The sequence below is a fragment of the Brevibacillus sp. AY1 genome, assembly GCF_029870785.1.
In the GTDB taxonomy this organism is placed as follows: Bacteria; Bacillota; Bacilli; order Brevibacillales; family Brevibacillaceae; genus Brevibacillus; species Brevibacillus invocatus.
Window position 1 is genome coordinate 18,847 of sequence record NZ_JAFLPN010000024.1, and the last position, 21,833, is coordinate 40,679.

The following is a 21,833-nucleotide window of genomic DNA, read 5'->3' on the forward strand; positions in this document are numbered from 1 at the left end:
GTCACGACCGTTTGTTTGCGTATGGAACAATATGCATTCCTTTTGTCAAGACGTTTTGTTGACATGAGTTTTTGGGTGTGATAAATTTGTTTAGGTAGCCATAGACTCTTATCTCTCTTTTTCTATGGTTACTTTTAGGTGAAATGGTCAGGAAAAAGTAGCGGTTTTCCCGTACTATTAATCATCGGGTTTACTTTCAACAATAGCAGGTTTGAAATGAGATGGAGGTGGCAATAAATGCGAGTAAACATCACGTTGGCGTGCACAGAGTGTGGCGAGCGTAACTATATCTCGACCAAGAACAAGCGCACTACTACTGAACGTGTTGAACTGAAAAAGTATTGCTCCCGTGACAAGAAGCAAACCCTTCATCGCGAGACGAAGTAATGCTTGGCGACCAAGTCTGGGGGTGGCAATATGGGGTTCTTAGCACGAATTGGAGCTAGTTTCCGCCGTACAGGTTCTTTTTTTGGCGACGTTATGTCCGAATTGAAGAAGGTGCGCTGGCCTAACCGTAAGGAACTGACAACCTACACGATTGTCGTAATCATCACGGTTGTGCTGCTTGCTGTGTTCTTCTTTGTTATTGATTTGGGTATTTCTCGCTTGATCGATTTGATTTTAGGAAAGTAATTTTGCAAGTCTTAGGAGGGACGGACGGTTAACGTCCTGTTGGATATGGAAAAAGCATGGTATGTCGTTCATACGTACTCAGGTTACGAAAACAAGGTAAAAACGAATCTAGAGAAGCGCGTCGAATCGATGGGCATGGAAGACAAGATCTTTCGCGTTCTGGTTCCTACTGAAGAAGAGGTAGAGACCAAGGACGGGAAAAAGCGCACCGTTACGAAGAAAGTGTTTCCTGGATACGTTCTTGTTGAAATGGTGATGACGGACGACTCTTGGTATGTCGTGCGCAACACTCCTGGGGTTACCGGCTTTGTCGGATCCACGGGCGCTGGCTCTAAGCCGACAGCGCTACGTCCTGAAGAGGCCGATACGATTCTCAAGCAAATGGGAATCGAGATTCCCAAGATCAAAGTCGATTTTGCTCTCCGAGATATGGTGCGCGTCACAGATGGTCCTTTCTCCAATCGCACCGGGGAGATTATCGAGATTCACCCGGACAGACAAAAGGTCCGCGTTTTGGTGGACATTTTTGGACGTGAAACGCCGGTGGAGCTAGACTTTACACAAGTTCAAAAATTGGATTAGGATTCAGCTTGAAAAGTATGACGCTATGTGATACATTTCATGTTGTTTTAACAATCCCACAACAATATTTGGGGTTTCTTGCACTCTCACTATAGATCGGAAGTTTTCGTTTACATAAACGAGGCTTTCACCAAACGGTGGGAGGGGGCATTCCCCCGTAATAACCACATGTGAAGTAAGGAGGTGTCTTACGTGGCTAAGAAGGTTATCCGCGTAATTAAATTGCAAATCCCAGCAGGTAAAGCGAACCCTGCACCTCCAGTTGGTCCGGCGCTCGGTCAAGCTGGTGTAAACATCATGGGATTCTGTAAAGAATTCAACGCTCGTACAGAGAGCGAAGTTGGTATGATCATTCCGGTGGAAATCACCGTATTTGAAGACCGCTCTTTCACTTTTATCACCAAAACTCCTCCAGCTGCAGTTCTGTTGAAGAAAGCTGCTGGTATCGAGTCCGGTTCTGGCGTACCAAACAAAACAAAAGTTGCTACGCTGAAACGTGATAAAGTTCGTGAAATTGCAGAACTGAAGCGCCCTGACCTGAACGCAGCATCCGTGGAAGCGGCTATGCGCATGGTTGAAGGTACAGCTCGTTCTATGGGTATCGTAATCGAAGACTAATTGTCTTGGTGCAAGGGGGGCACAGACGTTGTGCCCCCTGTCTGTGGGAGGATTAACCGCTACGACCACATTGAAGGGAGATTTAAAACATGGCGAAACAAGGTAAAAAGTATCAAGAGGCTGTAAAGCTGATTGATAAGAACAAAGTATACGAAGTATCTGAAGGTGTAGAGCTGGTTAAAAAAGCAGCTTCCGCCAAATTTGATGAAACTGTTGAAGCAGCATTCCGTTTGGGCGTAGACCCTAAGCGTGCTGACCAACAAATCCGTGGTGCTGTTGTATTGCCGCACGGTACTGGTAAAGTACAACGCGTTCTCGTATTCGCGAAAGGCGAAAAAGCGAAGGATGCGGAAGCAGCAGGCGCAGACTACGTAGGCGATGCAGACATGATCGCTAAAATCCAGGGTGGCTGGTTCGAGTTTGACGTTATCGTAGCTACTCCTGACATGATGGGTGAAGTAGGTAAATTGGGTCGTGTACTCGGTCCAAAAGGCCTCATGCCAAACCCTAAAACCGGTACTGTTACCTTTGATGTAACCAAAGCGGTTAACGAAATCAAAGCTGGTAAAATTGAGTACCGTGTAGACAAAGCAGGTAACATCCACGCTCCGATCGGTAAAGTATCTTTTGATGCTGACAAGCTGGCTGAAAACCTGGCTGCACTGACTGAAGCACTGAACCGTGCGAAGCCAGCAGCTGCAAAAGGTGTTTACATGAGAAACGTAACCATCAGCTCCACTATGGGACCTGGTGTACGCGTTGCTGTAAAATAATGACGCTTGACTTCCCTAGTGGAAGTTGTTAAGATAGTGCCTGTTGATGAAATGAATATGCTATGCCGTAGACAGAAGGTGCGACGCTTGCGAGAGCGAAGCTTAATATCCCTCCGAGGCGTGTAATGTACGAAAGAGGAACGGAAACCTTCCTTTTACGATAGAGCATTATGCCCTCGTGAGTCTGCGAGGGCATTTTCCTTTTTTCGAGATAGAGCACGGGAGGTGTAAACAATGGCAGAAATTCGTCCAACCGTTATTCGTGAAGAGAAAGTACAGGCGATCAACGATATCGCATCCAAACTGCGTGAAAGCCAAACTACAGTGGTGGCTGACTACCGTGGTCTGACAGTAGCACAAGTAACCGAACTGCGTAAGCAATTGCGTGAAGCGGGTGTTGAGTTCCAGGTGTTGAAAAACTCCCTGACTCGCCTGGCTACTGAGAAAGAAAGCCTGACTGAACTGGATCAATATCTGACTGGACCAAACGCTCTGGCGTTCTCCAAAGACGATGTTATCGCTCCAGCGAAGATCATTGCTGATTTCGCGAAGAAAAACGATAAGCTGGAAATCAAAGGCGGCGTAATCGAAGGTAAAGTTGTAGGTGCTGATCAAATCCAAGCACTGGCTTCCCTCCCTTCCCGCGAAGGTCTCCTGTCCATGCTTCTCTCCGTCCTGCAAGCTCCTATGCGCAACGTTGCATTGGCAGTCAAAGCAGTGGCCGAGCAAAAAGAAGGTCAAGGCGCGTAATCGCCTGATCATCTAACGAACGAAAACTAAACCTATTCCTTGAATGGAGGATTTAAAAATGAGCAAAGAGCAAATCTTGGAAGCCATTAAAGGCATGTCCGTTCTCGAACTGAACGACCTGGTAAAAGCAATCGAAGACGAATTCGGTGTAACTGCTGCAGCTCCTGTAGCTGTTGTTGCTGGTGGCGCTGCTGAAGCTGCTGCTGAGCAAACTGAGTTCAACGTAACACTGGTAAGCGGTGGCGCTTCCAAAATCAACGTAATCAAAGTTGTTCGCGAACTGACTGGTCTGGGTCTGAAAGAAGCAAAAGACCTGGTAGACAACGCACCAAAAACACTCAAAGAGGGCGTTTCCAAAGACGAAGCAGAAGCTCTCAAAGCAAAACTCGAAGAAGCTGGCGCATCTGTAGAAGTGAAGTAAGTTAGCTTCCCATATGGAAATCCCCTTGCCTTGGCAGGGGGTTTTTCTGTAGGAAAGGTCCCCCTCGAAGAGAAATGACCAGCTTCTTCGAGAGGGCTTGATAGCAGAAGTTTTTCCTGCAGGGGTTCGATCATTGTTGGTTCTGTTGTCGAGGGGGATGAGAGCCTTAGGTATTTTCGTTTTCCGGCACAAAATAAACCAACCTACCTCTAATAGGCTGCGACAGAGGTTTTCTTATCGATGAGAGAAGGTGGAATTTACATGGCAGATCACTACTACACCAATAAGCCGGGCGCTGCGCATGATGAACAGCATTTCACTTTTGATTTGCGAGGACATGAATTTCATTTCACTACGGATGCGGGTGTCTTTTCGCGGGATCGTGTTGATTTCGGCAGTCTTTTGCTCATCGAGAATATGGAAATACCCAAACAAGCACGCGTGCTGGATGTGGGATGTGGTTACGGTCCCATTGGGTTGACAGCAGCCAAGCTTGCGGATGAGGGCAAGGTGACGATGATCGATGTCAACGAGCGAGCAGCAGATTTGGCACGTCGCAATGCTGAGCGAAATGGAATTCGTAATGTAGAGATTCGTGTCAGCGATGTCTACAGCGCGGTGCAGAATGAATCGTTTGATGTGATTCTGACCAATCCACCGATTCGAGCCGGTAAGGAAATTGTCCACCGCATTTTTACAGAGGGATACGAGCTGCTAGCTGATGGCGGAGAAATGTGGGTGGTCATTCAGAAAAAGCAGGGCGCTCCGTCAGCTTTGAAGAAATTGCAGGAGACCTACCGGCAAGTAGACGAAGTGGATCGTGAGAAAGGCTATTCCATTTTCCGCGCAGTGAAATAGTCAAGGACAAAACTTTAGAAAAGTTTTCTTGACGCGAATATTCCATTATGATAGTATTATAAAATGTCAATATGGGATAAATGTCTATTTTTCAGCAATTCCCTTTCTGTCAAGCACTTTCTCGCGTTTTGCTAAAAAGAGGAATGCGCGAGTAAAAACATGGGAATTCTATTAAAATAGAGTTTCTCTGGGTTAAAAATGGTATTGCTGATTTAACCCATTTTTCATTTTTAGGTATTCGTCTGCTTGTTAGGTTGCCGAATGCCGAGTTTCTATGTGTGAAAACACAACCTGAGGGGTGAATAAGTTGGCAGGTAAAGTGATTCAAAGTGGCCGACATCGCCAGCGTCGTACGTATTCACGTATTAACGAAGTGCTGGGCCTTCCAAATCTCATCGAGATTCAGCAGAAGTCCTACCAATGGTTCCTCGATGAGGGACTGCGTGAGATGTTCCAGGACATTTCACCGATCCAGGACTTTACGGGCAATCTCGTGCTGGAGTTCATTGACTACAGCTTGGGAGAGCCGAAGTATGACGTTGACGAGTCGAAAGAACGTGACGTCACCTATGCGGCGCCTCTGCGTGTGAAGGTACGTTTGTTGAACAAAGAGACGGGAGAAGTGAAGGAGCAAGAAGTCTTCATGGGGGATTTCCCGCTCATGACTGAAACGGGAACCTTCATTATTAATGGGGCTGAGCGCGTTATTGTCAGCCAGCTTGTTCGTTCCCCCAGTGTATATTACAACACAAAAGTGGACAAAAACGGTAAGCAGACGTTTACTGCTACTGTCATTCCGAACAGGGGTGCGTGGCTGGAGCTGGAGACAGATGCGAAAGACGTGATCTATGTCCGCATCGACCGTACGCGTAAAATCCCGGTAACGGTTCTTTTGCGTGCACTGGGCTTTGGCTCTGACATTGAGATCCTCAACTTGCTGGGTGAAGATGAGTACATCAAGAATACGCTGGAAAAAGACAACACCGACTCTACTGAAAAAGCGCTGATCGAAATCTACGAGCGCCTGCGTCCGGGTGAGCCGCCGACTGTAGACAATGCGAAAAGTCTATTGGTCTCGCGTTTCTTTGATCCGAAGCGTTACGACCTGGCTTCTGTAGGTCGTTATAAAATGAACAAAAAGCTTCATTTGAAAAATCGCCTCTACAATCAGCGTCTTGCTGAAACATTGGTTGATACCGCTACAGGTGAGATTCTCGCTGATGCTGGTCAAGTGATTGATCGCCGTGTGCTGGACCGTATTGTGAATGCACTGGAAGAGAACGTTGGTTTTATTGATGTTCGTACGCATGGTGGAGTTCTCGAAGAAGATACGATTCACCTGCAATCGATTAACATATTCTCCCCGATTGAGGACGGAAAAGTCATCAAAGTGATCGGTAACGGGAATGTGGAAAAATCGATCAAACACATTACGCCTGCAGATATCGTGGCGGCAATCAACTATTTCATGAATCTCCTGCACGGTGTAGGAACGACTGACGATATTGACCACTTGGGCAACCGTCGTCTGCGTTCTGTGGGTGAGCTCTTGCAAAACCAGTTCCGTATCGGTTTGTCCCGTATGGAGCGCGTGGTTCGCGAGCGTATGTCCATCCAAGACCAGAATCAAATCACACCGCAAGCTCTTATTAACATCCGTCCGGTGATTGCTTCACTGAAGGAGTTCTTTGGTAGCTCGCAGCTGTCTCAGTTTATGGATCAGACCAACCCGTTGGCTGAGCTGACGCACAAGCGTCGCCTCTCCGCACTCGGTCCTGGTGGTTTGACGCGTGAGCGCGCCGGCTTTGAAGTGCGTGACGTTCACCATTCCCACTATGGCCGCATGTGTCCGATTGAGACGCCGGAGGGTCCAAACATTGGTTTGATTAACTCCCTGTCTTCGTTTGCGCGAATCAACGATTACGGCTTTATCGAAACACCTCGCCGTAAAGTCGATCCGGAAACAGGATTTGTTCTTACTGACATCAGCTACCTGACTGCGGACGAAGAGGATGTCTTCAACGTCGCACAGGCGAACCAACCACTCGATGATGACGGTCGTTTCGTCAATGACATGGTTATTTGCCGACGCAAAGGTGAAATCCTGAGCGTTCCACGCGATAAGGTAGACTTCATGGACGTATCGCCGAAACAGGTTGTTTCTGTCGCGACTGCGCTCATCCCGTTCCTCGAGAACGATGACGCAAACCGCGCGTTGATGGGTTCCAACATGCAGCGGCAGGCTGTTCCGCTTTTGATTCCGCAGGCACCGTTTGTCGGTACCGGTATGGAGCACAAAGCAGCACAAGACTCTGGAGTCGCGATCGTGGCGAAGCATCCTGGTCAAGTTGAACGTGTAACAGCTCGCGAAATTTGGATCCGTCGTTACAAAGAGATCGACGGCAAGCAAGTTGCTGGTGATCTCGACAAGTACAAATTGCACAAGTTTATCCGTTCCAACCAAGGTACTTGCGTCAACCAACGCCCGATCGTGAATCGCGGTGATTGGATTGAAAAAGGAGATATCGTTGGTGACGGTCCGTCCACAGAAAAGGGCGAATTGGCTCTCGGACGCAACGTGATTGTCGCGTTTATGACCTATGAAGGATACAACTACGAAGATGCGATTTTGCTGAGTGAAAAACTGGTGAAGGATGACGTGTACACGTCTATCCATATTGAAGAGTACGAGTCTGAAGCTCGCGATACCAAGCTCGGTCCGGAAGAAATCACACGTGATATTCCGAACGTGGGTGAAGACGCTCTGAAAAATCTGGACGAACGTGGGATTGTTCGCGTAGGTGCGGAGATCCAGGACGGCGACATTCTGGTGGGTAAAGTGACGCCTAAAGGTGTGACTGAACTGACAGCAGAAGAACGTCTCCTCCATGCGATTTTCGGTGAGAAAGCTCGCGAGGTTCGCGATACTTCTCTGCGTGTACCTCATGGTGGTTCCGGAATCATCGTAGACGTCAAGGTGTTCACACGTGAAAACGGCGATGAATTGCCTCCGGGCGTCAACCAACTCGTCCGTGTCTACATCGCCCAAAAACGGAAAATCTCCGTGGGTGACAAAATGGCGGGACGCCACGGTAACAAAGGGGTTATTGCCCGTATCATGCCTGAGGAAGATATGCCATTCCTGCCAGATGGTTCTCCAGTAGAGATCGTACTCAACCCATTGGGCGTACCTTCTCGTATGAACATTGGTCAGGTATTGGAGACTCACCTCGGTATGGCGGCTAAGCTTCTGGGTATCCACGTCGCTACGCCGGTATTCGACGGAGCGCGTCAGCACGAAGTATTTGAAACCTTGGAAGAAGCCGGCTTGGACCGCGACGGTAAAACCATCCTGTACGATGGTCGTACAGGTGAACCGTTTGATCGTCGTGTAACAGTCGGGTGCGTATACATGCTGAAACTGGCTCACTTGGTAGACGACAAGATTCATGCCCGTTCTACCGGACCATACTCTCTCGTTACCCAGCAGCCATTGGGTGGTAAAGCTCAATTTGGCGGACAGCGTTTCGGGGAGATGGAGGTTTGGGCATTGGAAGCTTACGGTGCAGCCTACACCTTGCAGGAGATCCTCACCGTCAAGTCGGATGATGTGGTCGGTCGCGTGAAGACGTACGAAGCGATCGTCAAGGGAGAAAACGTACCGGAGCCAGGCGTTCCAGAGTCGTTCAAGGTATTGATCAAGGAACTGCAAAGCTTGGGTATGGACGTGAAAATCCTGTCCGGTGACGAGCAGGAGATTGAAATGCGAGAAATGGAAGACGAGGATGAGGGCAATGGCGAAAAGCTGAACCTCGTGCTTGAAGGTGGAAGCTCGGAAGCAGAGTAAGATTCCGGTACAAAGGGAGGTAACGCCCTGTGATAGACGTGAACAACTTCGAATATATGAAGATCGGCTTGGCTTCCCCCGATAAGATCCGTTCGTGGTCTTTCGGGGAAGTGAAGAAGCCGGAGACGATCAACTACCGTACATTGAAACCGGAAAAAGACGGCTTGTTCTGCGAACGCATCTTTGGACCAACCAAGGACTGGGAGTGCCATTGCGGAAAATACAAGCGCGTTCGTTATAAAGGTGTCGTGTGCGATCGTTGTGGCGTGGAAGTGACTCGCGCCAAAGTACGCCGTGAGCGGATGGGGCATATTGAACTGGCTGCCCCAGTCTCTCACATCTGGTACTTCAAAGGGATTCCTAGCCGTATGGGCTTGGTTCTCGACATGTCCCCGCGTTCCCTGGAAGAAGTGATTTATTTTGCATCTTATGTAGTCACGGATCCAGGTGATACCCCGCTCGATAAGAAGCAGCTGCTCTCCGAAAAAGAGTATCGCAATTATCGTGAGAAATACGGACATTCTTTCCAAGCGATGATGGGTGCAGAAGCGATCAAGCGTCTGCTGGCTGAAATCGACTTGGACAAAGACGTGGAAACGCTGAAGGAAGACCTGAAAACAGCTCAAGGACAGCGTCGCAATCGCGCGATCAAGCGCCTTGAAGTGCTGGAGGCATTCCGCAACTCCGGCAACCACCCTGACTGGATGGTGCTGGATGTACTGCCGGTTATTCCACCGGAGCTTCGCCCGATGGTTCAGCTGGATGGTGGACGTTTCGCTACCTCCGACCTGAACGACCTGTATCGTCGCGTGATCAACCGGAACAACCGTTTGAAGCGTCTCCTGGAGCTGGGTGCTCCTGACATTATCGTACAAAACGAAAAACGCATGCTGCAGGAAGCTGTCGATGCGTTGATCGATAACGGACGCCGTGGTCGTCCGGTAACAGGTCCTGGAAACCGTCCTTTGAAATCTCTCAGCCACATGCTGAAAGGTAAGCAAGGTCGTTTCCGTCAAAACCTCTTGGGTAAACGCGTTGACTACTCCGGTCGTTCCGTTATCGTTGTCGGACCGAACCTGAAAATGTATCAGTGCGGTTTGCCGAAGGAAATGGCATTGGAGCTGTTCAAGCCGTTCGTGATGAAAGAGCTGGTCTCCAAAGGACTCGCTCACAACATCAAGAGCGCAAAACGCAAGGTCGAGCGCGTTCAACCAGAGGTTTGGGACGTACTCGAAGACGTGATTCGTGAGCATCCAGTGCTCTTGAACCGCGCCCCCACCTTGCACCGTCTGGGTATCCAGGCTTTTGAACCTGTATTGGTGGAAGGTCGTGCGATTCGTCTGCACCCACTCGTATGTACCGCTTACAACGCGGACTTCGACGGGGACCAGATGGCTGTTCACGTTCCGTTGTCTGCTGAGGCGCAAGCAGAAGCTCGCATCCTCATGCTGGCAGCTCAAAACATCCTGAACCCGAAAGATGGTAAGCCGGTCGTTACTCCATCTCAGGACATGGTACTTGGTTCGTACTACCTGACATTGGAGCGCGAAGGCGAAAAAGGGGAAGGTACCGTTTATCGTGATCCGCATGATGCGATTGCGGCATATCAACAAGGCTTTATCAGCCTGCATACGCGTATCGCATTGCCGGCTAAGCGCCTGAGCAAAACCAGCTTCACTGAGAAACAAGAGGAAGCACTACTGGTTACCACTGCAGGTAAAGTGATTTTCAATGAAATTTTCCCTGCGGATTTGCCGTTCATTAACGAACCGACCAAGAGCAATCTGCAAAACATGGTGCCAGACCAGTACTTCATTTTTGAAAAAGGCGTCGATGTGAAGGAGTTCATCAAGAATCTCCCGGATAGCGGCGCAGTGAAAAAGGGCTTCCTGGGTACGATCATCTCCGAGTGCTTCCGTCGCTTCGGTACGATGAAAACCTCCATGATTCTTGACAAGATCAAGGAACTGGGCTTTACGTACTCCACAAAAGCAGGTATTACGATTGCCGTAGCGGACATCGTGGTGCCTGAGAAGAAGAAAGAAATTCTTGATGAAGCTGACCAAAAGGTTGCGACTGTCATGACGCAGTTCCGTCGCGGTTTGATCACTGAAGACGAGCGCTATGACCGCGTAATCTCCATCTGGTCAAAAGCCAAGGATGAAGTAACCGAAGTCCTGATGAAGTCGATGGATAAGTTCAACGCAATCTTCATGATGGCGAACTCCGGTGCCCGTGGTAACGTATCCCAGATTACTCAGTTGGCTGGTATGCGCGGTCTGATGGCCAACCCGTCCGGACGAATCATCGAGTTGCCGATCAAATCCAACTTCCGTGAAGGTCTGACCGTATTGGAGTACTTTATCTCCACGCATGGTGCGCGTAAAGGTCTCGCCGATACGGCGCTGCGTACAGCGGACTCGGGTTATCTGACTCGTCGTCTGGTAGACGTTGCCCAAGACGTGATCGTTCGCGAAAAAGATTGCGGAACCGACAAAGGTATTCGTGTTTCGGCGATCAAAGATGGTAAGGAAGAGATTGAAAAGCTGTCAGATCGACTTGTCGGCCGTACATGCTTTGAGACTCTGCGCCATCCGGTAACAAAAGAAGTTATCGTGGGTCGCAACGAGGAAATCTCGGAAGAGGTTGCCGAGTATATCGAAAAAGAAGGCATCACAGAAGTATATATTCGCAACGTACTGGCTTGCCGCACTCCTCATGGAGTCTGCAAACTGTGCTACGGTCGTAACCTGGCAACAGGTGCCGAAGTGGAAGTGGGCGAAGCGGTAGGAATTATCGCGGCTCAGTCCATCGGGGAACCTGGAACACAGCTGACCATGCGTACGTTCCATACCGGTGGGGTTGCCGGAGACGATATTACCCAAGGTTTGCCGCGTATTCAGGAGTTGTTCGAAGCGCGCAATCCGAAAGGTCAAGCGGTTATTTCTGAAATCGACGGGGAAGTCGTCGACATTCGTGAAGTAAAAGACCGTCGTGAAATCGAAGTACAAGGCGAAGCGGAAAACAAAGTGTACGCTGCTCCATACGGTGCACGTATCAAGGTATCTGTTGGTACGAAGCTGAATGCAGGGGATGAGCTCACGGAAGGTTCCGTTGACCCGAAAGAAATGCTGAAGGTTCGCGGCATGCGCGGTGTATCCAACTACATTTTGCAAGAGGTGCAAAAAGTGTACCGTATGCAGGGTGTGGAAATTAATGACAAGCACGTCGAAGTAATGATCCGTCAGATGCTTCGCAAGCTGCGAGTTATTGACAGTGGAGATACTGACCTGTTGCCTGGCTCTTATGTGGAAGTTCCAGAATTTGAGCAAGCGAACACGAAAGTACTTCTTGAAGGAAAAAGTCCAGCTGTGGGTCGTCCGGTTCTCTTGGGGATTACAAAAGCATCCCTGGAGACAGACTCCTTCCTGTCGGCTGCATCCTTCCAGGAAACAACTCGCGTACTGACCGATGCTGCTATCAAAGGCAAGGTAGACCGTCTGCTAGGTCTGAAAGAGAACGTGATTATCGGTAAACTGGTTCCAGCAGGTACTGGTATGAACCGTTATCGCAATATCAAAGTGTCCAGTGTGGCTGAATATGAAGCAGAAGCAGCTGAAAAAGAGCAACAAGAAGCCGTTTCTGTAGAGTAAACCAGGAAAAACGTCCGTCTTATGGCGGACGTTTTCCTAACTAAATTTTTTAGTATACGGGCATTGACATCTAATAGCCTACCTGCTATTATATTCAAGTGTGCCTGACATCTGTACTTTGGAGGATATGATCATCATGTCTTATGAAAAAGTAGAGCGGGCCAAGGAGTTAACCATCGGAATCAAGCAAACGATTAAAGCCGTGGAAAACCAACAGGTTGAAGCGGTATATATCGCGAATGATGCTGATCGGCGTTTGACCCAAAAAGTCGAGCTCCTTTGCAAAGAGAAGGGTGTGCCAGTCATCCATGTGGATTCCATGCGCCGATTAGGCAAGGCGTGCGGGATCGAAGTGGGAGCGGCAACGGCCGCGATTAAAAAAAGTGGTTAACGATGTTTTTGTTTGGTTATTACACGTTGCGTAATACTGGACAAGAACTTTCTATTTGACCTCAAAATGACTCACCTGGATCTGTGGTCTTGAGATTGGGTATTAAGAAGGGAGGTAACATCATGCCTACAATTAACCAATTGGTGCGTAAAGGTCGCGAGGATAAGGTTGTGAAGTCGAAGTCCCCAGCTCTTCAAAAAGGGTACAACAGCTTCAAGAAAAGCCAAACCAACCAAAGCTCTCCTCAAAAACGTGGTGTTTGCACTCGTGTAGGTACCATGACTCCGAAAAAACCGAACTCCGCGTTGCGTAAATACGCTCGTGTGCGTTTGACTAACGGAATCGAGGTAACAGCTTACATCGGTGGTATCGGCCACAACCTGCAAGAGCATAGCGTCGTGCTGGTGCGCGGCGGTCGTGTAAAAGACTTGCCAGGGGTACGCTACCATATCGTTCGTGGTGCACTTGACACTGCTGGTGTGAACAACCGTAAACAAGGTCGTTCCAAATACGGTACTAAACGTCCGAAGCCAGGTCAAGCAGCTGCAGCTGCGAAAAAGAAATAAGAAAGCGCCTGTGAAGTGGCGTAGATTTATATCGAAAAGAAGGAGGGAATACGATGCCTCGTAAAGGTCCTGTAGCTCGACGTGACGTGCTGCCTGATCCAATTCACAACAGCAAACTGGTTACTCGTCTGATTAACCGTCTGATGTTGGATGGTAAACGCGGTGTAGCTCAAAATATTCTCTACAACGCATTTGACATCATTCAGGAGCGCACAGGTCGCAATCCGATGGAAGTGTTTGAAGAAGCACTGAAAAACGTAATGCCAGTACTGGAAGTAAAAGCTCGCCGTGTAGGTGGTGCCAACTACCAAGTTCCAATCGAAGTAAAACCAGAGCGCCGCACCACTCTTGGTCTGCGTTGGATGGTGAACTACTCCCGTAACCGCGGTGAGAAAACGATGGAACAACGTCTGGCTAACGAAATCATGGATGCAGCTAACAACACTGGTGCAGCTGTGAAAAAACGTGAAGACACGCACAAAATGGCTGAAGCAAACAAAGCGTTTGCACACTATCGTTGGTAGAATCCAAAACGGGTGTCTGTTTTGGACACCCTTATCTGTTTACACTCGAGTATGGAAGGAGCACACCTAATGGCTCGCGAGTTCTCTTTGCCGAATACGCGTAATATCGGTATCATGGCTCATATTGATGCTGGTAAGACGACCACGACTGAGCGTATTCTGTTCTACACCGGTCGCGTTCACAAAATTGGTGAGACGCACGAAGGTGCTGCAACCATGGACTGGATGGAACAAGAACAAGAGCGCGGTATCACCATCACTTCTGCTGCTACTACTGCTCAGTGGAAAGGCCATCGAATCAACATCATCGATACGCCTGGACACGTAGACTTCACTGTTGAAGTTGAGCGCTCCTTGCGCGTTCTTGACGGTGCGGTTACCGTTTTTGATGCAAAAGGCGGTGTAGAGCCACAGACTGAAACCGTATGGCGTCAAGCTGACAAATACGGTGTTCCGCGTGTTTGCTACATTAACAAGATGGATATTATCGGCGCTAACTTCGATATGTGCTTGGAGCAGATCAAATCTCGCTTGGGTGCTAATCCAGTTGCGATCCAATATCCAATCGGTGCTGAAGACCAGTTCAAAGGTATGGTTGACCTCATTGAGATGAAGGCAATCATCTATACGGATGACCTGGGTAAAACATCTGACTCTGTAGATATTCCAGCTGACCTGAAAGACAAGTGCGAAGAGCTTCGTATGGCGCTTGTTGAAGCAGCTGCAGAACAAGATGAAGAATTGATGATGAAGTACCTCGAAGGCGAAGAGCTGACGAACGATGAAATTCGTGCAGCACTGCGCAAAGGTACTATTGAAGTAAAAATCGTTCCAGTAATGTGCGGTTCTTCATACCGTAACAAAGGTGTTCAACCTATGCTGGATAACGTAGTTTCGTACCTGCCATCTCCAGTGGATATCCCTGCGATTAAAGGTACTTTGCCAGACTCCGAAGATGAAGTGACTCGTCCAGCGGACGACAACGGTCCGTTCTCCGCTCTTGCGTTCAAGATCATGACCGACCCGTACGTTGGCCGCCTGACTTTCTTCCGCGTGTATTCTGGTGTGCTGAACTCCGGTTCCTACGTATTGAACTCTACCAAAGGCAAACGTGAGCGTGTAGGACGCATCCTGCAAATGCACGCAAACCACCGCGAAGAAATCCAAACGGTTTATTCCGGTGACATCGCTGCGGCAGTAGGTTTGAAAGATACGACAACTGGTGATACTCTGTGTGATGAAAAGGCTCCTGTAATCCTGGAGTCCATGGTATTCCCAGAGCCAGTTATCTCCGTTGCGATCGAACCAAAATCCAAAGCAGACCAAGACAAGATGGGTATTGCCCTGTCCAAGCTGTCTGAAGAGGATCCAACGTTCAGAACTCGTACGGATGAAGAAACTGGTCAAACGATCATTTCCGGTATGGGTGAGCTTCACCTGGAGATCATCGTTGACCGCATGAAGCGTGAGTTCAAAGTAGAAGCGAACGTAGGAGCTCCACAGGTAGCTTATCGCGAGACATTCCGCAGTCAAGCGAAAGTGGAAGGTAAATTCGTTCGTCAATCCGGTGGTCGTGGTCAATACGGTCACGTTTGGGTTGAGTTTGCTCCGCTCGAACCAGGTCAAGGCTTCCAGTTTGAGAACAAAATCGTCGGTGGTGTAGTACCAAGAGAATACATCCCGGCTGTTCAAGCTGGTATCGAAGAAGCAATGAAAAATGGTGTTATCGCCGGCTTCCCGCTGGTTGATATCAAAGCTACTATCGTAGACGGTAGCTACCATGACGTTGACTCCTCCGAGATGGCGTTTAAAGTAGCAGGTTCCCTTGCTCTGAAAGAAGCTGCGAAAAAATGTGGCGCTGTCATTCTTGAGCCAATCATGAAAGTAGAAGTCGTTATGCCTGAAGAGTACATGGGCGACGTTATGGGTGACCTGAACTCCCGCCGTGGTCGCATCGAAGGTATGGAAGCTCGTGCAAACGCACAAGCAATCCGTGCAATGGTGCCGCTGTCCGAGATGTTCGGCTACTCCACTGTACTTCGTTCCCGTACCCAAGGTCGCGGAACCTACTCGATGGAAATTGACCATTACGAAGAAGTACCGAAGTTCATCGCTGAAGAGATCATCAAGAAATCCAAAGGCGAATAATTTCCGAGTACGACTTTATTTGGAAACCAGAAAGGTTTACAATATGGAAGGGAAACCTGAGGTAGGGTAAACCTTTCTACCAACTATAAAACCCTTATATTTAAGGAGGCTTTAGCTCTCATGGCAAAAGAAACATTTGAGCGTAATAAACCGCACGTTAACATCGGTACCATTGGTCACGTTGACCACGGTAAAACTACCCTGACTGCTGCCATCACTACTGTATTGGCGCAAAAAGGTAATGCAAAAGCTATGAACTATGCTGCGATCGATGCTGCTCCTGAGGAAAAAGAGCGCGGTATCACAATCAACACTTCTCACGTTGAGTACGAAACTGAGAACCGTCACTATGCTCACGTTGACTGCCCTGGTCACGCGGACTATGTGAAAAACATGATTACTGGTGCTGCTCAAATGGACGGAGCGATCCTGGTTGTATCCGCAGCTGATGGCCCTATGCCACAAACTCGCGAGCACATCCTGCTCTCCAAACAAGTAGGCGTACCTTACATCGTAGTATTCATGAACAAATGCGACATGGTAGACGATGAAGAGTTGCTGGAACTGGTTGAAATGGAAATCCGTGACCTGTTGTCTCAATATGAGTTCCCAGGTGACGATACTCCAGTAATCAAAGGTTCTGCTAAAGAAGCTTTGGACAATCCAACTGGCGAATGGGCTCAAAAAGTTGTTGAACTGATGGAAGCTGTTGACAGCTACATCCCAACTCCTGAGCGCGCAACTGACAAGCCTTTCTTGATGCCTGTAGAGGACGTGTTCACGATCACTGGTCGTGGTACTGTTGCTACTGGTCGCGTAGAGCGCGGTATTGTTAAAGTTGGTGACCCAGTTGAGATCATCGGTCTGGCTGAAGAAACAAAAACTTCCACTGTAACTGGCGTTGAGATGTTCCGCAAATTGCTGGATTCCGCTCAAGCTGGTGACAACATCGGTGCTTTGCTGCGCGGTGTTGACCGTAAAGATATCGAGCGTGGACAATGCTTGGCGAAACCAGGTTCCGTTAAGCCTTACACCAAGTTCAAAGCAGAAGTTTACGTTCTGTCCAAAGAAGAGGGCGGACGTCACACTCCTTTCTTTGCTAACTACCGTCCACAATTCTACTTCCGTACAACTGACGTTACAGGTATCATCCAACTGCCAGAAGGCGTTGAAATGATCATGCCTGGCGACAACACTGAGTTCACCGTTGAACTGATCGCTCCAGTAGCGATGGAACAAGGTACTCGTTTCGCGATCCGCGAAGGTGGCCGTACAGTAGGTGCAGGCGTAGTAGCTTCCATCGAAGCTTAATTGCCTATACAAGAGAGACCCGACAGCTTTATGGTTGTCGGGTCTTTTTTTCATGCTTGGATTGATCGATTTTTTCAATAACTGTGATCTAAATGATTCTACAGCAGGTGACAAGCGTGTTGTGCTACAATACCAACATTGATTTGGATTGGGGATAACACATATGAAGAATAAAGAAGGCCTATTATTCCTTATGCTGGCCGTTGTGGTCACTTTCTGGGGTCTTAATGTTGTAATGGTCAAATACTTGACTACATTTCCGCCATTATTTGTCTCATCATTGCGCATGACGCTTGCAGCTGCTTGTTTTCTTCCGGTTATTGCGGCGTACCACAAGAGTTTACGACTTTCCAAGGTGGATTGGATACTGCTAGCTGGAGTGGGGGCGACATCGATCGCGCTTCATCAAATCACCATGACGATTGGCGTGCAGTATACTACGGCTGGCAACGGGTCACTCATTCTCGGTCTCAATCCATTGGCAACTGGACTGCTTGCGATGCTGTTTTTGGGAGAGGGGATGACCTGGAGAAAGGCTTTGGGAATTGGGGTTGGATTTTCGGGGGTTTTGATTGTTGTCATCTCGCAGCATGGTGCTGTACAGATGAACGGCGTGGGCGATGCCATTATGTTTTTCTCCATGCTAATGTATGTTACAGGCGGACTGTTGATTCGCAAGCTGGTGATTCGTGGTGTTCCTGTATTGTTGATCACGGCACTGGCCCAGGTGTTTGGCATGGTATTTCTCTGGTCGGTGGCATTGGTGGATCAACCTGTTTCTTATTATATGAATATCGATATTAGCGGATTTCAGTGGCTGGTCATCCTGGCTTCAGCCGTCTTTTCTTCCGCTTTAGGTACGCTGGGCTGGAATTATGGCATACGACAGCTCGGAGCAAGCCGGACGGCTATCTTTTTAAATGGCATGCCGCTTGCCAGCTTGGTGTTTGCTGCGATCTTTCTGGGTGAACGGTTGCAGCTGGTACATCTGCTTGCGTTATTTATGATTGTGCTGGGCGTATATCTGGGGTCAAAAAAAATACCACAGCCAGCTATCGGCTCACCTGTTGAATCGACGACAAAAGCGTAGGGATCGCCCCTACGCTTTTGTGTTTCTGCTTACGCTTGCTCCCACTGGTTAACCATATGATGCGCAGTGATGCGAAGACGATCAAAGATATGATCTCGAATTTCACCTTCCAGCCCCGTTCGATCCATCGCTTCCTTCATACAAGCCAGCCATGCTTCTGCCTGGACAGTGCCAATAGGGAAGCGAAGGTGGCGGGCTCTTAGCATCGGATGGCCATGCTTTTCGGTATACAAGGTAGGGCCCCCGAGAAACTGTGTAAGGAACTGATACTGCCTTTCCTTCACTTCAGTAAAATCCTCAGGAAAAAGCGGAGAAATATCCGGGTGCTGCTTTACCAGATCATAAAAGGTATCAACAAGGCGAGCCAGTACTTCTGCTCCACCAATCAATTCATAAGGTGTTTTGCTCCAATCAGACATCTGTAAAGACCTCCTTTACTCACACATTCCATCCTAGTATAACGGTTTCTTTCTATTATAGGAAGGTAAGGCCAGGAGTTGGCAGGGAATCCCGCTTGCCTTTCTAGAGTTAAATCTGTATTATAGGCAAGGTGAGTCTTGCAACGAGACTTGCTTGTACAAAAATATTGCGGGAAACACAGAAAAAACTTGCGTTGCCCAATAGATTTTAGTACAATATGTAATGTTGGTCATGGACTTGCGATGATGTGGGAGGTTGCTGACACACCCGGCCCCTTTGCCATGACCGGGGTGCAGGATATTTCCACGGAGAAATGTCTGTTTAGAAAATGGGCGAAAAAGGAGGGACTCAAATGGCAAAGCAAAAGATTCGTATTCGTTTGAAAGCGTATGATCACAAAATCCTCGATCAGTCTGCAGAAAAAATTGTAGACACTGCTAAGCGTTCCGGTGCAAATGTATCCGGTCCAATCCCGCTTCCTACGGAAAAAGCAGTTTACACAATCCTGCGCGCGGTGCACAAGTACAAAGATTCTCGCGAGCAATTCGAGATGCGTACACACAAACGTTTGATCGACATCTTGAACCCTACACCACAAACAGTAGATGCTTTGATGCGTCTGGATCTGCCATCTGGTGTAGATATCGAGATCAAACTGTAAAGTCCCAAACGCGATACACGCGCAGCCGTTGTCTTGATGAGCGTGTTACCACAAGCAACAAACCCCTGAAATGGCACCCCTGCGCATCGGTAGGGACTTGATACAACAATACTGTTTTTGTGAAATATGTACAGGAGGTGGCACAAATGACCAAAGGAATCTTAGGTAAAAAACTTGGAATGACTCAAGTTTTTGGTCCGAACGGAACAGCGATCGCTGTAACGGTCATCGAAGCTGGTTCTAACGTAGTTCTCCAAAAGAAAGATCTGGAGAATGACGGTTACGAAGCAATTCAAATCGGCTTTGAAGATAAAAAAGAACAGCGCGCTAACAAGCCGGAAAAAGGCCATGCAGCGAAAGCTAACACTGCACCTAAGCGCTTCGTTCGCGAAATTCGCGGTGTGAACCTCGGAGACTTCGAGGTAGGTCAAGAGTTGAAAGCAGATATTTTCGCTGAGGGAGATATCGTAGACGTAGCTGGTGTAACCAAGGGTAAAGGATTCCAAGGATCGATCAAACGTCACAATCAATCCCGCGGTCCAATGGCTCACGGTTCGCGTTACCATCGCGGTCCAGGTTCCCTGGGTTCTGTCGATGCAGCTCGCGTATTCAAAGGCCAAACACTGCCAGGTCAAATGGGTGGCGACAATGTTACCATTCAAAACCTGGAAGTAGTAAAAGTCATCGCAGATCGCAATCTGATTCTCGTTAAAGGCTCCATACCAGGACCGAAAAACAGTTGCGTACTGGTTTCGACGGCAGTCAAGAAGAACTAGTAAGGAAAGGAGGAACTGACATGCCGAAAGTAGCTCTTTATAACCAAACCGGTTCTCAAGTTGGCGAAATCGATCTGGCAGACAGCGTATTTGGGATTGAACCTAACAGCGCAGTTCTGTACGATGCGATCGTGATGCAACAAGCGTCCCAACGCCAAGGTACACACGATGTAAAGAACCGTTCTGAAGTACGTGGTGGTGGCCGCAAGCCATGGCGCCAAAAAGGTACAGGTCGTGCACGCCAAGGTTCCATTCGCTCTCCGCAATGGAAAGGTGGCGGTGTTGTTTTCGGACCAACTCCGCGCAAATACGGTTACAAACTGAACCGTAAAGTTCGTCGTTTGGCTCTGAAATCTGCACTCTCGACAAAAGTTCAAAACAACGAATTGCTCGTTTTGGATGCTCTGAACTTCACAGCTCCAAAAACAAAAGAAATGACAGCTGTTCTGAACAGCTTGAAAGCAGATCGCAAAGTACTGATCGTTACTTCCGAGTATGATCAAAACGTAGCGCTCTCTTCCCGTAACATCCCAGGTGCTAAGTTCGTAGATGCTGCAGGCATTAACGTTCTGGATCTGGTAGCGCATGATAAAGTAATCGTGACGAAAGACGCGGTTGCGAAAGTAGAGGAGGTGCTCGCCTAATGAAGAGCCTTCATGATGTCCTTAAGCGCCCTATCATTACGGAGCGCACCACTGACATGATGGCAGAGAAGAAGTACGTTTTCGAAGTACCTCTTAAAGCCAACAAGACAGAAATCAAGCAAGTAGTTGAAAAGATTTTTGGCGTAAAGGTTGCTGCAGTGAACACTATCCGCGTACCTGCGAAACCAAAACGCTATGGAAAATACTCCGGTTATACTTCTGAGTGGAAGAAAGCGATCGTTAAGCTGACTGATGACAGCAAAGACCTGACCTTCTACGAGGGCGTATAATCTCGACGATTCCCGAAAAGGAGGGTATTAACATGGGTATTAAAAAGTTTAAACCGACTTCTCCTTCTCGTCGCCAAATGACTGTTTCTACTTTTGAGGAGATCACGACTTCAACTCCTGAGAAATCCTTGTTGGCGCCTCTGAGCAAAAAAGCTGGACGCAACAACCAAGGTAGAATTACAGTACGTCATCAAGGTGGCGGGCATAAACGCAAATACCGCATCATCGACTTCAAACGCAATAAGGACGGTATCGTAGGTCGTGTAGCTACTATCGAATACGATCCAAACCGTTCCGCTAACATTGCTTTGATCAACTATGCTGACGGTGAAAAGCGTTATATCATCGCTCCACATAACTTGAAAGTGGGCGACGAGATTGTTTCCGGCGCAGATGCCGACATCAAAATCGGTAACGCACTGCCTCTGGAAAAAATCCCTGTAGGTACAACTATCCACAACATCGAGCTGAAACCAGGCAAAGGTGGCCAATTGGTTCGCGCTGCTGGTACTTCCGCTCAATTGCTGGGTCGTGACGGGGAGTTCGTAATCGTACGTCTTTCTTCCGGTGAAACACGCCGCATTCATAACGTATGCCGTGCAACCATCGGTCAAGTAGGAAACCAAGATCATGAGCTGCTGAACATCGGTAAAGCAGGACGTTCCCGCTGGCTGGGTAAGCGCCCAACTGTTCGCGGTAGCGTAATGAACCCTAACGATCACCCACACGGTGGTGGTGAAGGCCGCGCTCCAATCGGACGTAAAGCACCTGTTACTCCTTGGGGTAAACCCACTTTGGGTCTCAAGACTCGCAAGAAAAAGAATAAATCCGATCAGTACATCATCCGCCGTCGCAAGAAATAAGGTAGGCTGATACA

22 protein-coding genes and 1 other annotated feature are annotated in these 21,833 nt (G+C 48.5%); of the genes, 21 read left to right on the plus strand and 1 reads right to left on the minus strand.

Annotated features, from left to right (window positions below):
* The first annotated feature begins 237 nt into the window (after positions 1 to 237).
* From rpmG to JZI27_RS17535, 16 genes are all read left to right on the plus strand, one after another.
* The gene (gene rpmG / locus JZI27_RS17460) at positions 238 to 387 is read left to right on the plus strand and encodes a 50S ribosomal protein L33 (protein WP_003392018.1); all 150 of its coding nucleotides are present in this window, start codon (positions 238 to 240) and stop codon (positions 385 to 387) included.
* A gap of 30 nt (positions 388 to 417) precedes the next feature.
* Positions 418 to 633: a preprotein translocase subunit SecE gene (secE, locus tag JZI27_RS17465; protein WP_122910112.1), complete on the plus strand. Its 216-nt coding sequence runs from the start codon at positions 418 to 420 to the stop codon at positions 631 to 633.
* A 45-nt stretch (positions 634 to 678) separates the two neighbouring features.
* Complete coding sequence (nusG, locus tag JZI27_RS17470) at positions 679 to 1,215, plus strand: transcription termination/antitermination protein NusG (RefSeq protein WP_023558756.1); 537 nt, start codon at positions 679 to 681, stop codon at positions 1,213 to 1,215.
* Between the two features lie 192 nt (positions 1,216 to 1,407).
* Positions 1,408 to 1,833, plus strand: coding sequence for a 50S ribosomal protein L11 (gene rplK / locus JZI27_RS17475; RefSeq protein ID WP_005828886.1), 426 nt, complete (start codon positions 1,408 to 1,410; stop codon positions 1,831 to 1,833).
* An 89-nt stretch (positions 1,834 to 1,922) separates the two neighbouring features.
* On the plus strand, positions 1,923 to 2,606 hold the full coding sequence (rplA, locus tag JZI27_RS17480; protein WP_122910113.1) for a 50S ribosomal protein L1: 684 nt from the start codon (positions 1,923 to 1,925) through the stop codon (positions 2,604 to 2,606).
* A gap of 47 nt (positions 2,607 to 2,653) precedes the next feature.
* Positions 2,654 to 2,816, plus strand: a sequence feature (ribosomal protein L10 leader region).
* Positions 2,817 to 2,840: 24 nt separating this feature from the next.
* Positions 2,841 to 3,356 carry a 50S ribosomal protein L10 gene (gene rplJ, locus JZI27_RS17485; RefSeq protein ID WP_122910114.1) on the plus strand — a complete coding sequence of 172 codons (516 nt, stop codon included), beginning with the start codon at positions 2,841 to 2,843 and terminating at the stop codon, positions 3,354 to 3,356.
* Positions 3,357 to 3,414: 58 nt separating this feature from the next.
* Positions 3,415 to 3,777, plus strand: a complete 363-nt coding sequence (gene rplL, locus JZI27_RS17490; protein WP_122910115.1) for a 50S ribosomal protein L7/L12 — start codon at positions 3,415 to 3,417, stop codon at positions 3,775 to 3,777.
* Positions 3,778 to 4,038: 261 nt separating this feature from the next.
* On the plus strand, positions 4,039 to 4,635 hold the full coding sequence (locus JZI27_RS17495) for a class I SAM-dependent methyltransferase (RefSeq protein ID WP_122910116.1): 597 nt from the start codon (positions 4,039 to 4,041) through the stop codon (positions 4,633 to 4,635).
* 307 nt (positions 4,636 to 4,942) lie between these two features.
* Complete coding sequence (rpoB, locus tag JZI27_RS17500; RefSeq protein WP_122910117.1) at positions 4,943 to 8,482, plus strand: DNA-directed RNA polymerase subunit beta; 3,540 nt, start codon at positions 4,943 to 4,945, stop codon at positions 8,480 to 8,482.
* Positions 8,483 to 8,511: 29 nt separating this feature from the next.
* Positions 8,512 to 12,135, plus strand: a complete 3,624-nt coding sequence (gene rpoC / locus JZI27_RS17505) for a DNA-directed RNA polymerase subunit beta' (RefSeq protein ID WP_280208462.1) — start codon at positions 8,512 to 8,514, stop codon at positions 12,133 to 12,135.
* A gap of 136 nt (positions 12,136 to 12,271) precedes the next feature.
* Complete coding sequence (locus tag JZI27_RS17510) at positions 12,272 to 12,526, plus strand: 50S ribosomal protein L7ae-like protein (RefSeq protein WP_122910119.1); 255 nt, start codon at positions 12,272 to 12,274, stop codon at positions 12,524 to 12,526.
* Positions 12,527 to 12,648: 122 nt separating this feature from the next.
* Positions 12,649 to 13,092, plus strand: coding sequence for a 30S ribosomal protein S12 (rpsL, locus tag JZI27_RS17515; RefSeq protein WP_005828873.1), 444 nt, complete (start codon positions 12,649 to 12,651; stop codon positions 13,090 to 13,092).
* 53 nt (positions 13,093 to 13,145) lie between these two features.
* Positions 13,146 to 13,616: a 30S ribosomal protein S7 gene (gene rpsG, locus JZI27_RS17520; RefSeq protein ID WP_122910121.1), complete on the plus strand. Its 471-nt coding sequence runs from the start codon at positions 13,146 to 13,148 to the stop codon at positions 13,614 to 13,616.
* Positions 13,617 to 13,685: 69 nt separating this feature from the next.
* Entirely contained in the window at positions 13,686 to 15,764 is a 2,079-nt protein-coding gene (gene fusA / locus JZI27_RS17525; RefSeq protein ID WP_280208463.1) for an elongation factor G, read from the plus strand.
* A gap of 120 nt (positions 15,765 to 15,884) precedes the next feature.
* The gene (gene tuf, locus JZI27_RS17530; RefSeq protein WP_280208464.1) at positions 15,885 to 17,075 is read left to right on the plus strand and encodes an elongation factor Tu; all 1,191 of its coding nucleotides are present in this window, start codon (positions 15,885 to 15,887) and stop codon (positions 17,073 to 17,075) included.
* A gap of 163 nt (positions 17,076 to 17,238) precedes the next feature.
* Positions 17,239 to 18,165: a DMT family transporter gene (locus JZI27_RS17535; RefSeq protein ID WP_280208466.1), complete on the plus strand. Its 927-nt coding sequence runs from the start codon at positions 17,239 to 17,241 to the stop codon at positions 18,163 to 18,165.
* Positions 18,166 to 18,194: 29 nt separating this feature from the next.
* Here the strand turns inward: JZI27_RS17535 and JZI27_RS17540 are convergent, their stop codons facing one another.
* Entirely contained in the window at positions 18,195 to 18,584 is a 390-nt protein-coding gene (locus JZI27_RS17540) for a globin domain-containing protein (RefSeq protein WP_122910125.1), read from the minus strand.
* 353 nt (positions 18,585 to 18,937) lie between these two features.
* Between JZI27_RS17540 and rpsJ the strand changes: the two genes are divergently transcribed.
* The 5 genes from rpsJ (at position 18,938) to rplB (ending at position 21,819) form a co-directional block, all read left to right on the plus strand.
* Positions 18,938 to 19,246 (plus strand): 30S ribosomal protein S10, encoded by a 309-nt coding sequence (gene rpsJ / locus JZI27_RS17545; protein WP_005828858.1) that lies wholly within the window; start codon positions 18,938 to 18,940, stop codon positions 19,244 to 19,246.
* 146 nt (positions 19,247 to 19,392) lie between these two features.
* Positions 19,393 to 20,022: a 50S ribosomal protein L3 gene (gene rplC / locus JZI27_RS17550; RefSeq protein ID WP_122910127.1), complete on the plus strand. Its 630-nt coding sequence runs from the start codon at positions 19,393 to 19,395 to the stop codon at positions 20,020 to 20,022.
* A gap of 20 nt (positions 20,023 to 20,042) precedes the next feature.
* Positions 20,043 to 20,666, plus strand: coding sequence for a 50S ribosomal protein L4 (gene rplD, locus JZI27_RS17555; protein ID WP_122910128.1), 624 nt, complete (start codon positions 20,043 to 20,045; stop codon positions 20,664 to 20,666).
* The gene (rplW, locus tag JZI27_RS17560) at positions 20,666 to 20,956 is read left to right on the plus strand and encodes a 50S ribosomal protein L23 (protein ID WP_122910129.1); all 291 of its coding nucleotides are present in this window, start codon (positions 20,666 to 20,668) and stop codon (positions 20,954 to 20,956) included. The genes rplD and rplW overlap by 1 nt, the downstream gene beginning before the upstream one ends.
* A gap of 32 nt (positions 20,957 to 20,988) precedes the next feature.
* Positions 20,989 to 21,819 carry a 50S ribosomal protein L2 gene (gene rplB / locus JZI27_RS17565; protein WP_122910130.1) on the plus strand — a complete coding sequence of 277 codons (831 nt, stop codon included), beginning with the start codon at positions 20,989 to 20,991 and terminating at the stop codon, positions 21,817 to 21,819.
* The last annotated feature ends 14 nt before the right edge of the window (positions 21,820 to 21,833 follow it).